Below are 14,586 nucleotides of genomic sequence, written 5' to 3' on the forward strand. Positions count from 1 at the left end.
ATTCACGACTACTATGGGACTCGTGTCAGGCCAGCCCTCGGGACGGAAACGCCGCAAACCTCCACAACCCACTCCCAGAGCGACGGTTACAGCAAACACAAGAAGCCGACACCCTGTTCCCTGCCGGGGAGTCTGAAAATCCCTCACGGCGGACTGGAACTCGAACCGAGGTTTCGCCTACACTCCCCGCTTCGATTTTTTCGCAGAGATGGTGAAGTGATGCCTAAAGCAAAAACACACAAGGGAATTGCCAAGCGGTTCAAAGTCACGGGATCTGGCAAAAAAGCCAAACACCGTGCTGCCAATCGCGGTCACATTCTCGGGAAGAAGAGCGGTAAGCGGAAGCGCCAGCTGCGGAATGGCGGCATCGTGTGCGGCGCCAATGCCCGGATGATCGTGGAAGCGGTTCGTCCCAGTCTCTAGTCGCGGTGAAGAGAATTTTCTCCGACTCTCTCCTCCGGACGCCAGCTGCGTCGCTGCGAGGAAAGAATTTCGGAATTCAGTTTATTGTCTGGATCAATCCTGCGGGTTGATCCTGTTGTGATCAGTCAAGGCAGCGGTGTTGTCGCTGCGTCAGAGGAATTCGAGTCATGCGAGTTTCATACGGAAAAGCCCGGCGGAAAAAGAAAAATCGCATTTTCCGGGAAGCCAAAGGCTTCTGGGGTGGGCGGAGCAGCCTGTGGCGGACAGTTGCAGAGTCCGTTGTCCGGGCACGTGCCTACGCGTTCCGCGACCGTCGTGCGAAGAAGCGAGAATTCCGCGCTCTGTGGGTCACCCGTATCAATGCTGCCTGCATGTCCCGCGGCCTGCGTTACTCGGAATTCATTCACGGCCTGAATCTGGCAGGGATCACCCTGAACCGGAAGATGCTGAGTGAAATTGCGATCTTCGAACCAGCTGTGTTCGATGAAATCGCAAACTCCGTGAAGACCGCTCTCGGCAAAAAGTAATTCTGCCAGAGTATGATTCAACGAAAGCCCGCCTGCACTCAGGCGGGCTTTTTTGCTGCGCAGTCAACAGCATTTCAGAGCACGAAGCGTCAGCGAGTGCATTTGTGAATAGAACGCGGAATGCACTTGCTCCCGCAGCATGCTCTGACTCAGAGTGCGAGCGACTGCAGTGACTTGTCCGAGCACGAAGCGTGAGCGAGTGCATTCTCCAACGCACTCACTGCGTACTCTGATCAACACCCCAAAAACAAAACTGGCCGCCAGAAGATCTGGCGGCCAGCGACATTTCAGATGTGTGCAGCGGACCTGATCAGAAGGTCACGACAGCGTCCATCATGAACATGCAGTTGTTGAGGTAGTCCCCGGCAGAAGCCTTGTTCGGGGGTGGCAGTCCGCCAGCCAGGAAGTTCGGCACGCCGTTGGCCCAGTTATACCGGACTTCAGGACGCAGCAGCAGGTTGGCCATCGGACGGTAGTTGATACCGTAAGCCATTTCCTGCATCGAAACGCCGTTGGCTTTCCACCATTCGACGCGTGCACCAGCTTTGGTGTTGTCGTTGATGGTGTAGAACAGGTACTGGTTCACGCCCAGGGCGTTGTACTGCTGTCCAGCATTGTTCGGGGAGTTGTTGATCGCATCCAGGTCGCTCTGGAAGACGTATTCCCAACGATCGTTGATGACATAGTCAATGACGATCGAGTGTGAGTACCCGTTACCGATCCACCCGAGGTTACCCGCGGTGCAGATGTAGGTCACGGTGACGTCATCGGTTACCCCGACGCTCGCACCGCCCAGGAAGCTGCTTCCGCCGTTCAACTGATCGAAACCAGTATCCCATCCGAAGGTGTAACCGCCGTACAGGGTGACGTTGTCAGAAGCCTGATAGGTGGCCAGAGCACCGGTGTGGGTAAACGCTTCACCGAAGTTGAAGGTGTACGGAATGCTGTAGAAGAAGTTACCGGTTGCCGGAACGACCTGATAACCGAGCAGCGTGTAGAAGTGACCGACCTTCACAGACAGCTTGTCATAAGCCACTTCAGCGTACAGCTGAGGAACGGCCCAGCCGTAAACCCCGTACTGTGCACCGTTGAAGTCGAACACGCCGAAGCGGTTACCGAACGACTGGGTGTTGGTAGCGTCGGTACCGTACATCACGTCGATACGGCCCCCGAACCCGAGTCCTTCACTGCCGTCTGCAACCTTTTCGACGAAGATGTTCGTCTGGTTGTTCTGGAAGTGGCCGGGGTATGTCGCGAACACACCGTCGTTGTCGGTGCTGAATCCCCAGCTGGTCCATCCGCCGATGTCCCATCCGGAATCCGGAGCAAACAGGGAGTCGCCCAGGTCATAAGCTTCATCTGGTCCGAACAGGTAGCCGCTTCCGCACCCTGATGCGTCGCAGGCGTCGTCACAGTTGATGTCACAGCTGGTCGCGCAGGCATCGTGTCCGATCTGCTGCACGAGGGGCTGTTCCGACGAGCCGAAAATGGCATCGGCTCGCTGCACATACTGGTTGTCCTCGGCGTACGTCGACGACGCTGCGCCAAGCATGGCTGCAAGGGACAGCAACCAATCTCTCGTCTTGAGTTTCTGCATTGAAGTTCACTCCAGGAACTGTTTCTTTTTGGGACGCGGGAGCACTCCACTTCCCAGTGCCGACGAACGTTTCCCTGCTATGCGTCCGCTTCGTGTTTGCCACCTGTGACGTGGTGGCGGCTCCGGCAATAACTGCCGCAATCGCTTCGATCCGGACAATGAGCGCATCCGCAGGAATCTCTCTGCGTCGTCAGATCGGCACTGCAATCATGCCGTAATCCGGATTTGAGAGAGGGGCCGGACAATCGATACAACCATCAGAATCGGTCCGACAAACTTCAGATTTCCCCTCAAGTCAACTTGCCTAACACCAATTCGTCCAGGCGGGTAGAATGCAGAGCGGTCAGGGAGCGGGCAGAAAACGGCGGATTTTGCGCCACTTGAAGGGAATTGAGAAATGTACGGTCGTTTGACTCGATCCGAAGCGGGACGTTGGAATCTCGGATTTGCACTGTTCGCCGTATGGCTTCTGGCAGCCATCAGCGCCTGCAATTCCGAACCGAAACCTCCCGTCGACGGCGCCTCCGCACCAACTCAAACAGCGACCGATCCCGCTGCTCCCGCTAAAACGCCCCCAGCAAACGCTTCCAAACCGGCAACCTTGCTCGGCGACTGGCAGAGTCCTCAAGCCGCGCTGGTCTTCACGGGTGACATCCACGGATACCTCGAACCGTGTGGATGTCAGGAAAAGCAGTCTGGAGGATTCGCCCGTCGCGGCGGCCTGTTGAAGCTGCTGCGGGAAGAGAAAAAATGGCCGACGACGGCACTGGATGTGGGCGATTCGCTGAACGAAGCCCGCATCACGTACCCCCAGACCCGCATCAAGTTTTCCATCATGCTCAAGGGGCTCAACGAAATGGGCTACGAGGGACAGGCCCTGGGCAAAACCGAGTTGATGCTGGGAGCTCAGGACCTCTACACCGAATTCACGCAGGTCTCCTCCGAGCCCGACTTCCATGTTCCTTTTCTGGGAACCAACACCACGATCTTTGGTGCAAAGGAACTGGGAACTCCGCTGGAAGTTCGATTGATTGAAATCGGCGGGATGAAGATCGGTGTGACCGCCATCGCGGGTGACAGCACCATCAAGGAACTCGCAGCGGCTGGACTGACCCGCGACGCCAATGAACTGCTCGTCCAGGATCCTCGCGAAGTTCTTCCAGCAACCATTGAGAAGCTCAAAGCGGAGAAGCCGGATCTTCTCGTGCTTCTCTCCGCTGCCACGATGGAAGAATCCGAATCACTTGCCCGCACCTACCCCGAGTTCAATATCGTCGTCACCTCGGGAAGCGTGGAAGATCCGCGATCCGAGCCCGTCTATATCGGAAAGACGATGCTCGTGCAGGTCGGTAAGAAAGGGAAGAACGCAGCCGTTGTCGGTGTCTATCCCGACAATCAACTCAAGTACACCGTGCTGGAGCTGGATCAGGAGCGGTTTGAAGAACTCCCCGCCATTCATGATCTGATGCAGGAGTATCAGGATCGCCTCAAGGCAGCGTGGCCTGAACTGACCGCCCAGAAGATTTCCGATCCGGACGGCAGACAGTTCGTCGGCGTGCAGGAGTGCAAGGAATGCCATGCGGACGCCTACGACGTCTGGAAAGACAGCAAGCACGCTCACGCATTTGAAAGTTTGAAGACGGGACGCGCCGGTCAGGAAGCACACTATATCCCGCGCATCTGGGACCCGGAGTGTCTGGCTTGCCATACGACCGGATGGGAACCGCAGAAAGCACTTCGCTATCAGAGTGGATTCATCGACGAAGCTCAGACACCGCTCCTCGCGGGCCAGCAGTGCGAAAACTGTCACGGCCCCGGCTCGGAGCATGTCGCTCTGGAAAAATCCTGGAAGACCGGCGATGAGATCACCGCCAACCTGCAGAATGCGCGAGAGGGCATGAGACTCACGCTCGCCCGGGCGAAATCAGAAACGTGCATCCGCTGTCACGACGGCGACAACGATCCCCATTTCGACTTCGAGAAGTACTGGCCGGACGTTGCTCACTGACCGGGGGCGGGAAGCAATCATCTCCCGAAGCGGAAGATCTCGCCGTCAGGGTTCGGGGTCCCGGTGAGTTGATCGGCCAGGATCCTGGCAGCGATCACGCTGAAGGTAATTCCGTTTCCTCCAAAACAGAGTGCGAAACTCGTGTACGGATCGCGCGGGCTGGGGCCGATGTATGCCAGCCCGTCAGCCGTCTCCCCGAACGTGCCTGCCCAGGCATATTCCGGTTCGAGATCCTGATCGGGAATCAACTTGTTCAGCCTCTTCATCAGCTTTCGAACTTTCACCGAGATGCGGGCATCGCGACGTGCCGGGTTGCGGAATGAATCATCTTCTCCACCGACCAGCAACCGGTCATCTTCTGTCGTTCTCATGTAGAAATAGGGCCGAGCCGTCTCCCAGAAAATCCAGTCACGGTTCCACGGGCTAACGTCTTCGAGCGGCTGAGTCACCAAAGCATACGTGCTTTTGAGCTTCGCCACTTTGACACCAGCCTGCCGCTGGGATTCGTATCCGTTCGCAAAGATGATCCGTCCCGCGAGAATGTCCGGACCTCGATCCGTTTCAACTCGAACTCCCTCGCCGGAGTGGATGAACTGTGTCGCTGTCGTGCGGTCGTAGACACGGGCTCCGCGATCAATCGCATTCTGAAGGAGTCCATGTGCCAGCGAGAACGCGTTGCAGACGGCCGCATCATGGGAGACTAGAAGTGCGGGCTGATTGAGCCCGTACCGCGAGATCTCTTCGGGGGTCTTCAGCAACTCGACGTTGATCCCGCAGGCACGGCGGGCAGCGTGTTCTTTCTCCAGCTCACGGACATCTCGCCTGCGACTCGCAGCGTACAAACTCGTTTTCCCTTGAAAGCCACACGGGAAACGGCATTCCCCTGCCAGTCGCTCCAGTTGAGAGATGGAGTCGAGACAAAGCAGATACGCTCGCTCAGCGTGTGCACGTCCGACTTTGCCGATGAGATCGCACAGGTGAACGTCAATTTCGTACTGCAGGAGCCCTGTGGTCGCGCTGGTGCTCCCCTGCCCCACATCGCGGCGGTCCAGAACGACGACATCCATCCCACGCCGACTCAATTCGTCCGCAACCAGTGCACCGGTGATCCCGGCACCGACGACCACAACCTCACAATTCTCATCCCGGGTCAAGGGAGGATAGGTGGCCAGAAGCCCCTCTTTGATCGGCCAGAACGGGGATGCGGATTTGAGATCCACGGATGCGATCCTTGTTGCAGACACATGTTGACGCCGAAGTGCATCCCGTTCCCGGCAAATTTCAGTACGATACAGGTTCTTGGAAAAACAGGAATTTCAGAAACTGACGACTGCGAGTGGGTGTTGGCATGGCGATGGTGGAGGTGCGATGTGAAGTGAGCGAGGAGCAGGCGGGGCGACTGGATCAACTCGTCCAGTCCATGGCGTCCCGTTCCCGCGCAGAGGTTCGCGGCCTGCTTCATCATGACTGCGTTCTGCTGAATGGCAAGCTCTGTAAGAAAGGAGGAGTGACCGTTTCCCCGGGGGATGTGGTCGTCGTCACTCATGACCCACACACCCGCTACAAGGAACCGGCTCCGGAACCCCGCAACTCAGCTTTTCAGGTCGTGTACGAAGATGATCAGCTGATTGTGGTCGACAAGGCAGCCGGAGTTCTCAGCGTGCAGACCGATGCGGGTGGGCAGAAAACACTCGTGGATGCGGTAACACACTACCTGCGACGCAGACACAAATCGGCCCGGGCTGTCCCGGTGCATCGACTGGATCGGGACACATCGGGCTTGCTGGTCCTCGGGAAGTCCGATCGGACAGCGCAGGCTCTCATCGAACAGTTTCGGGTTCGCAAGGCGGAACGCGAATATGCCGTCATCGTGGCGGGCAAAGTGGCTCAACGAGCCGGAACCTTCAAGACGTTCATGGCCACATCGAAACGGCTGCAGCGGTACTCGGTCCGTCCTGGCGAAAAAGGAGAAATCGCCATCACTCATTACAAGGTCGAACAGCATTTGCGTCAGGCCACTTCGCTGCGGGCCACTCTGGAGACGGGGCGGCGAAATCAGATCCGCGTTCATTTCGCGGAAGTCGGACATCCAGTGCTGGGGGATGACAGATATCGACCGGACCTGGCGACTCACCCCGCGTGGAAGGCAAAACGCCTGGCACTGCACGCAGCGATTCTCGGGTTTGTTCATCCTCAGACAGGGAAAGCCGTGCGTTTCGAAGCCCCGCTCCCTCCCGAGTTTGAACGCTTCCTGCGGACGCAATCGACTCGAACTCCGTGAGACTGTGTCGTCCGACAACGAGGATCACGGTATCATCCAGAATCAACCACGGAGGGAGACGACGATGTTACGAAGACTCTTTAAACTCTGCTTGCTGACAGGGATCTGCGGTCTGCCGGGAATGGGTGTTCTGCAGGCTGGGGACTGGCCGCAAATCCTCGGCCCGCAGCGAAACGGAATCGCCCAGGACGAACAACTCGCCCGGCGGTGGACCCGGGAAGGCCCGCCACAGCTGTGGGAAAAGAGGGTCGGCAGCGGTTACGCCGGGCTGGCTGTCGTCGGAAATCGGGCAGTTCTCTTCCATCGTATTGGCGATGAAGAAGTCATTGAAGCTCTTGATGCCACGACCGGTCAGACCCTTTATGCGGACTCTTACCCGACAACATTCGAGCCGCAGGTCGGTTCTGAAAATGGCCCTCTCTGTGTCCCGGTGATTCACGGCGACAACGTGATCACTTTTGGAGCGCAGGGCGTTCTGACCTGTTTAAACTTCCGGACTGGAGAACGTCTGTGGCAACGGCAGACACACAGGGACTTCAAAGCTCCGGAAGGCTACTTCGGAGCGGGAAGCAGTCCGATCGTGGTGAACGATCTGGTGATTGTGAACGTCGGCGGGACCAAGACAGACGCGGGAATCGTCGCCTTCTCTTTGAAGAACGGTGAAACCGTCTGGACTCGGACGAACGAACCGGCCAGCTACGCAGCTCCTGTCCTGCTGGAGATGAACGGCACCCCGCTGGTGATGATGATCACCCGTTATCAGTGCCAGATGCTGGATCCGAAAACGGGGACGATCCTGTTCCAGTTTCCGTTCGGACAGCGAGGCCCCACCGTCAACGCTGCAGCTCCGCTGATTCTCAAAGACCGACTGCTTGTGACCGCTGCCTATGGAATCGGAATGGTTTATGGGGAATTCAATCTGCTGGGATTTCGGACTCTGTATCGTGAGGAAGGTCCAATCGCGACACAGTACTGCACACCCATCCACAAAGACGGATATGTCTACGTCATCGACGGCCGGGATGATGTTCCGCCAGCGGATTTGAAGTGCGTGGAACTGTCTGCATTGAGCGTGACAACGGACGAATCCAATCCCTCGACACCATCCGGGAAAGTGGCGTCACCGGTGAAATGGGTTGAGCAGGATTTCGGCTATGGAACGCTGCTGCTGGCGGACGACAAACTGCTGGCGATGAAGACAACCGGCGAGTTGCTGTTGATGAATCCCGACCCGGAAGGGATGAAGGTCATTTCGAAATGCCGGCCACTTTCAGGCACAGTTCGGGCTCTGCCAGCCCTTTCGAATGGGAAGTTCCTGATTCGAGACGAAAAGGTGTTGAAGTGTTTAGACCTGGGAAGGTGACTGTAAGGGATAGCCCGACTCAGGGGGAGGAAATGGCTGGGATTTGGGCGAATTAGTGAATCTCGCCTTGCAGGAAGCACGATGTAGCAATTCGCCTCAAAGCAGTTGTCGGGGAGAGAAGAGGGGGGCCATCGGGGCGATAGCGAGAGCGGCTCAGAACTCCAGCTTTTTTTGAATAAAAGTTGGAATGGCAAAAAAAATCTGCGTGGACGGTCATTGGAGTTGTGTTAGGATGACAGACGAGTTGCAACGATTTTGTGTCAAGTCGTGCAGCGACCCGGATTCATTGAACACGTTGAGCCACAAGATGTTACAGCGTGAATTCGAGGGTAGAATCCGGTACGGGCTTCGTCATCGGGAGAGAGACAGGATGCAATCGCCCCGAAAATTCTTAGCCGGCCCCTCCTCGGTCGGTCTACCGGTGTTGAACAAGGTGTCTGCAGGAGCTGAGCCTCAAAATTGCGGGACGCCCCATCGACGCGGTCAATTGGACGGGAGTTGGCTTGTGCAATTCGGACTTTCTTCTGATTTTTCAGAAAAGTCTGCACCAAAGCGAAGACGGACAGGACATTAGCTGGCTGAGCAGTTTTGATAAGAAGTGTGGATCGCGACGATTGGTTGCGAAGGAACTGTCCTCCGTATGTTTTGACCGCTTTGTTTTCACCTCTCACCCGGCATGACGTCGTATGATTCAATCACGCATTATTCCCCGGAAAAAGGATTGAACAAGAGCAAGTCTATCGCAGACGAAACATCTCGTGCTGCATTCGCTGATTTCCGATTTCCTTGGAAATTCTGCGAAAACTTTGGAAGACGACCGTAAAGACCAGAAGACAATTGGCGTTCATGAGATGACCTGCAGGCCGGAGTGTGGTGTTTCCCGGCCCAAATGACGCCCGACAGAACATTCAGATTCAAATTTTGTGTAGGAGCTGACCCCGTGCATCGACTCGATTCTGGACTGGCCGACCTGATGAAGAAGGCCTCCAAGCGAGGGTTTCTCACCTATCAGATGGTCGACGAGTACCTCCCTGATGAAGGGGGTGACCCCGTCATGATGGACCGGATCATTCATGCGCTCGAAGAACTCGACCTGCCGCTCATCAACGATCCGAATCAGCCCAAGACGGTCGCTGAAAAAACCCGGATGGAGCAGCACACGACCGACAAGGACGTGACGGAAATGGCTCTCGCCCGCGGGCTGATCGAGCCAGATGCTCCCATGTCCTCGCGCGATCCGATCCGGATGTATCTGAGCCAGATGGGAAACATCCCGCTGCTCACCCGCGAAGACGAAATTTTTCTCGCCAAGCAGATCGAAATCACCCGCAAGCGGTACCGTCGCACGTTGATGGAATCCGATTTTGCCCTGACAACGGCCGTCGAAATCCTCGAGCAGGTTCACACGAACGAACTCCCGTTCGAACGCACCTTGCGGACCTCCGATACCGAAAACACCAAGAAAGAGCAGATCCTCGGCCGCATGCCGGTCAATCTGCCGACCATCCGGCACCTCCTTGCCGAGAACCGACTCGACTTCGACGTCACGCGTTCCGAGAACGCCACCGCTGAAGAAAAGAGTGCTGCCAAAGAGCGGATGAAGATCCGCCGCCGCAAGATGTGCTCGCTGTGCGAAGAACTCTCGCTGCGAACACATCGTCTGCAGCCAGTCTACAAGCGGATGCAGCAGATCGGCGAACGGATGGCCGAACTCGTTCGCGAGATCAACCTGCTCAAACGCAAGCCGACCGCCGCCAACGAAGTGGCCATGCTTCGTCGTGAACTGCAGGATCTGGTCGACCTGACCTGTGAAACTCCGGAAGAGTACAAAGCCCGTCTGATCCGCATTCGCGACCGCTTCGATGCCTGGACACATGCCAAGCAGCAGCTGTCGGGCGGTAACCTGCGACTGGTCGTCTCGATTGCCAAGAAATACCGCAACCGCGGCCTCAGCTTCCTGGACCTGATCCAGGAAGGGAACGCCGGACTGATGCGCGGCGTCGAAAAGTACGAATACCGTCGCGGCTATAAGTTCTCGACCTACGCCACATGGTGGATTCGCCAGGCGATCACCCGCGCTGTCGCGGATCATGCCCGGACGATTCGAATCCCAGTCCACATGTTCCAGAGCATCTCCACACTCAAGGCCAAGAGTGAGCAGATTCGTCAGGAAACCGGGCGGGAGCCGACCACCGAAGAACTCGCGGAAGCAGTCGGGCTCTCGGTCGAAGAAACCGAACGGATCATGAAGACCTGGAAGCATCCGATCAGTCTGGATACTCCAGTCGGTGAGAGTGAAGACTCCAGCTACGGAGACTTCCTCGAAGACAGCAGCGAAAGCACTCCTGCCGATTCCGCCATGCACCAGATGCTGCGGGACAAGATCACTCACGTGCTCAAGAGCCTGACGTATCGCGAACGCGAAATCATCAAGCTCCGTTACGGTCTGGGCGACGGCTACAGCTACACGCTCGAAGAGACCGGACGGATCTTCAAGGTGACCCGCGAGCGTATCCGCCAGATCGAATCGAAAGCTTTGCGGAAGCTGCAGCACCAGACCCGTGCCGAGCATCTGCGAGGATTCGTCGAGTCCCTGTACTCGGGCGAGCCGGGCGAAATGCCGGTGATCGATGTTGAAGACGAAAGCCTGGAGCCGGCCGCCCTGTAAGGTGGGACCAGCTGCACTCCATGAATCCAATCGGGTCGGTCTTACCGGCCCGATTTTTGTTTTTAGGATCGTCTTCTCACGGCACCAGTCGTCGTGTACTCGCTTTCAAATTGCAATTTCACCGAGAATGCGCGAAGTTCGCGAAGAGCGGAATGTTGAAAGTCATTGTGATCTCTATTCGTAAGCTGATTGACTGAAACGAAGCGATGCTCTTCAAGTTCAGGTTGATATCGTGAACCAGGGGAGACTTCGCGTCCTTTGCGTCCTCGCGGTAAAAAACTGCGACTCTCCGCCGTATCGATCCAGTGCCTCTCAGCAGAGAAGACCCCATGCTGTGCATCTGAGGTCACTTCCGGTCTGGCTCAATGGGAGTTCGTTGCCACGGCGCTCGACTTCAAGACTGCCAGCAACTCGGTGAAGTTACGGGCCTGAAGAATTCGCTCCATAACCCATTCCGGCTTGAAGGCCTGGGCGATGGCAGCGATCAACTCCAGCTGTGCTCCGCCGTCATTCTCCATCACCAGAATGAGGAAGATGACATGGGCCGCCTGCCCGTCGGGGGAGTCGAAGTCGACCCCTACGTCGGAGAGACCGACAGCGATCAGCGGAGCAGCCAGATTGTTCAACCGGCCATGCGGAATCGCGATGCCCCGGCCAATTCCCGTATGCATGGTCTCTTCGCGGTCGAGCACAGCTCGAGTCGCCTCTTCAACGTCGACATTACTGGCATTGCATGCTGCCCGCACAAGTTCCTGAATGACCTGAGTCCGGTTCGTCCCTTGCAGCCTGTGAACGAATCGCTGGCTCGACAGCAGGTTCGCCAGCGTGCGCCGCTTGGAGAGCCCCAGGACCATCTGCATTAACGGTCCGCTGGCAACGGATGTCACCACAGCCATCACCACCAATGCCACAAACAGCTTTTCGCCAATCAGCCCTGCGTCGAGTGCCAATGACCCAAGAATGATTTCCATGGCTCCGCGGGCGTTCATTCCAAGCCCGACTGCCCATCGGTCTCGCGACGGCAGTCCAGCCCAGACCGCCCCCAGCCAGCAACCGGCGAGTTTGCCGATGCAGGCGATAATCAACACGGTGAAGACCAGCACCGGTTCGAAGTTCGAGATGAAATTGACCTTCAGCCCGATGCTGGCAAAGAACAGTGGAGCGAAGACAAACGACACAAAATTGTCGATCGTGATCCGAGTCCGCTCCCGCAGATGTGAAGAATCACCAACCGCCACGCCGACCAGGAATGCACCGAAAATGGCATGCACGCCAATCCATTCCGTGAAGGCTCCTCCAATGAGAGCCAGTGCCAGCGCACAGCTGAGAACACCTCCCGCGCCGTGCGAATACGCCTGAATGACCGGGACGCTGCGATCGATCAGCCATCGTCCGACCGTCAGCATTCCCGTGGCAAAGATCAGGATCATGGCGATCGTTGCCCCGATCGACAGCTGTGGTCCGTGCGCGTCCCCCATCAGGCTCAAGGTCATCGCGAAGACCACCCAGCCGACCAGGTCGTTCAGGATGGCTGCACTGATGATCAGCATCCCGATATCGCTGCGGTAAAGGTTGAGATCCATCAGCATCTTGGCGATCACAGGGAGCGCCGAGATGGACAGGGCTGTTCCGAAGAACAATGCAAACACCAGCGCGTTGCCGTGCTGGTTGCACCCCATGGCCCTTGGCACCAGCCAGCCGCACAGAAGACCAATGATGAAAGGAACCACCATCCCGGGAAGGGCCACTTTCAGGGCGGTCGTCCCCTGTTTCCAGACCGAGGAGAGATCCACCTCCATGCCGGCCACGAGCAGAAACAGCGTGATCGCCAGTGTCGTCACCGCATCGCGGACAACAGCAATCGATCCTGTCTGCGGAAAGAGGCTCGAAGCCAGATCCGGAGCCAGAACCCCAAACACCGACGGCCCCAGCAGAAGGCCCGCAACAATCTCTCCCACCACCGCCGGCTGATGCAGCCACTGGGCAACTTCGCCGAGCAGGCGCGCAATCGCCAGTAATACTCCCAGCGAGAGCAGCAGGATCGTCAGGTCGTGGCTGGACAGGGCATCCATAAAAAAATCGGCATCAACCGCGGCATCGCAACGTCTGTTGGACCGCAGTTCATGATCATGGCCTCAGAGGCGGGGTTTTCCTTTTCAACTGCGTCGTTTCGATTATGGTGAACAGAGCAATTCCCAGGGCGGGACTGAGCGATGAGTTGTAACCGGTGACGGCAAACCGGGAAACTGGAATTTGGGAGTGACAGGACATGACAACAACATTTCGCTCAATTAACCCCTCTAATGAAAAAGTCCTTGCGGAGTATCCCCCGCATTCGACAACGGAAGTCAATGCCCTGATTTCCAGAGCCCGGGACCACTTTTCATCCTGGCGATCCACCCCGGTAGATGATCGGGCCAGGCTGCTGCAGCGATTGGGCCAAACCCTCAAGGCCCAGCGTGATGCACTGGCGGAGCTGATGACCCTCGAGATGGGAAAGCCCATTCTGCAGGCTCGGTCGGAAGTGGAGAAATGTGCCCTTCTGTGTGACTACTACGCGAAAGAAGGGCCTCCGAACCTTAGACCACTCGAGGTTCAGGGAAACTCCGCAAAACGCAGCTACATCCGGTTTGATCCGATGGGGGCTGTCCTTGCTGTGATGCCCTGGAACTATCCCCTTTGGCAGGTGTTCCGGTTCGCAGTGCCGACTCTGCTGACGGGAAACGTTGGAATTCTCAAACACGCGACCAACGTCCTTGGCTGTGCTGCAGCGATTGAAAGAGTGTTCCTGGAATCCGGATTTCCGCAAGGAACATTCCTCTCGCTGAATGTTGACCGGGACGCCATTCCTGGGCTGATCGAGCACCCGTTCGTCCGGGCAGTTACGTTGACCGGAAGTGAAAAAGCGGGAATCGCCGTCGCTGAGGCGGCAGGGAGACAGCTGAAGAAATGCGTCCTGGAACTGGGGGGCTCTGACCCGTTCATCGTACTTCCGGATGCGGACCTGCAGCGAACGATTCGAAAAGCGGTCGAATCCCGCACGATGAACAACGGTCAGAGCTGCATCGCTGCCAAGCGGTTTCTGGTGCATCGCGACGTCTATGAGGAATTCGTAGAGGGCATGACCGCGGGCCTTCAGGATTTGAAGGTTGGAGATCCGATGCAGGAGGAGACTCAACTGGGGCCGCTCGCCCGTGAAGATCTACGTGAAACGCTGCACAAGCAGGTTCTGGCCACGTTCAAGCAGGGAGGACGTCTGTGCACCGGAGGAACATCCCCCGATCGCCCCGGATGGTTCTACCAACCGACGCTATTGAGCGACGTCGAACCGGGCATGACCGCGTTTGATGAAGAAACCTTTGGCCCGGTCGCTGCCGTCACGCGGGTCGACAGTGCTGAGCACGCGATTGAGCTGGCGAACCGCTCCGAATTCGGACTCGGAGCGAGCCTGTGGACCAGCGATTTGACGCTTGCAGAACAACTGGCGGCGAACATCGATTCCGGGAATGTCTTCATCAACGAATATACAAAATCGGACCCGACTCTCCCGTTCGGCGGCGTGAAAAAATCAGGATTCGGGCGGGAGCTGGGAACATTCGGACTCCGCGAATTCGTGAACATCAAGACGGTGTGGGTCGATTCCGGGAGCACTTGATCCCTCACCGTGAACAACACTCGCGGAACCTGCGCCAATTTGCGGTCGACACCCATCCGCTTCG

The 14,586-nt window shown here is 57.2% G+C and carries 10 protein-coding genes; 7 read left to right on the forward strand and 3 right to left on the reverse strand.

What is annotated here, in order from left to right; translation table 11 throughout:
- The first annotated feature begins 219 nt into the window (after positions 1 to 219).
- Together rpmI and rplT are read left to right on the forward strand one after the other, a co-directional pair.
- Positions 220 to 423: a 50S ribosomal protein L35 gene (gene rpmI / locus SH661x_RS22845; protein WP_437226405.1), complete on the forward strand. Its 204-nt coding sequence runs from the start codon at positions 220 to 222 to the stop codon at positions 421 to 423.
- Positions 424 to 590: 167 nt separating this feature from the next.
- Positions 591 to 950 (forward strand): 50S ribosomal protein L20, encoded by a 360-nt coding sequence (rplT, locus tag SH661x_RS22850; RefSeq protein WP_437226407.1) that lies wholly within the window; start codon positions 591 to 593, stop codon positions 948 to 950.
- 310 nt (positions 951 to 1,260) lie between these two features.
- Here the strand turns inward: rplT and SH661x_RS22855 are convergent, their stop codons facing one another.
- Positions 1,261 to 2,547, reverse strand: coding sequence for an outer membrane beta-barrel protein (locus SH661x_RS22855; protein ID WP_437226409.1), 1,287 nt, complete (start codon positions 2,545 to 2,547; stop codon positions 1,261 to 1,263).
- Between the two features lie 397 nt (positions 2,548 to 2,944).
- Here SH661x_RS22855 and SH661x_RS22860 point away from each other — a divergent pair, with 397 nt between their 5' ends.
- Positions 2,945 to 4,555 carry a multiheme c-type cytochrome gene (locus tag SH661x_RS22860; RefSeq protein ID WP_437226411.1) on the forward strand — a complete coding sequence of 537 codons (1,611 nt, stop codon included), beginning with the start codon at positions 2,945 to 2,947 and terminating at the stop codon, positions 4,553 to 4,555.
- Between the two features lie 17 nt (positions 4,556 to 4,572).
- On the opposite strand, the gene SH661x_RS22865 is transcribed toward SH661x_RS22860, so the two are convergent.
- Positions 4,573 to 5,775 (reverse strand): NAD(P)/FAD-dependent oxidoreductase, encoded by a 1,203-nt coding sequence (locus SH661x_RS22865; RefSeq protein ID WP_437226413.1) that lies wholly within the window; start codon positions 5,773 to 5,775, stop codon positions 4,573 to 4,575.
- A 128-nt stretch (positions 5,776 to 5,903) separates the two neighbouring features.
- On the opposite strand from SH661x_RS22865, the gene SH661x_RS22870 reads away from it, so the two are divergent.
- The 3 genes from SH661x_RS22870 to SH661x_RS22880 all read left to right on the forward strand — a co-directional run bounded on the left by SH661x_RS22870 (position 5,904) and on the right by SH661x_RS22880 (position 10,867).
- The gene (locus SH661x_RS22870) at positions 5,904 to 6,836 is read left to right on the forward strand and encodes an RluA family pseudouridine synthase (RefSeq protein WP_437226415.1); all 933 of its coding nucleotides are present in this window, start codon (positions 5,904 to 5,906) and stop codon (positions 6,834 to 6,836) included.
- Between the two features lie 64 nt (positions 6,837 to 6,900).
- A complete protein-coding gene (locus SH661x_RS22875; protein ID WP_437226417.1) occupies positions 6,901 to 8,199 on the forward strand; it encodes an outer membrane protein assembly factor BamB family protein in 1,299 nt (432 codons plus the stop codon).
- A gap of 940 nt (positions 8,200 to 9,139) precedes the next feature.
- Positions 9,140 to 10,867, forward strand: a complete 1,728-nt coding sequence (locus tag SH661x_RS22880; protein WP_437226418.1) for a sigma-70 family RNA polymerase sigma factor — start codon at positions 9,140 to 9,142, stop codon at positions 10,865 to 10,867.
- Between the two features lie 362 nt (positions 10,868 to 11,229).
- Here the strand turns inward: SH661x_RS22880 and SH661x_RS22885 are convergent, their stop codons facing one another.
- Positions 11,230 to 12,939, reverse strand: coding sequence for a cation:proton antiporter domain-containing protein (locus tag SH661x_RS22885; protein WP_437226420.1), 1,710 nt, complete (start codon positions 12,937 to 12,939; stop codon positions 11,230 to 11,232).
- Positions 12,940 to 13,136: 197 nt separating this feature from the next.
- Here SH661x_RS22885 and SH661x_RS22890 point away from each other — a divergent pair, with 197 nt between their 5' ends.
- The gene (locus SH661x_RS22890) at positions 13,137 to 14,522 is read left to right on the forward strand and encodes an NAD-dependent succinate-semialdehyde dehydrogenase (RefSeq protein WP_437226422.1); all 1,386 of its coding nucleotides are present in this window, start codon (positions 13,137 to 13,139) and stop codon (positions 14,520 to 14,522) included.
- Positions 14,523 to 14,586 lie beyond the last annotated feature (64 nt).

This window comes from Planctomicrobium stercoris, from assembly GCF_051465655.1.
Lineage (GTDB): Bacteria > Planctomycetota > Planctomycetia > Planctomycetales > Planctomycetaceae > Planctomicrobium.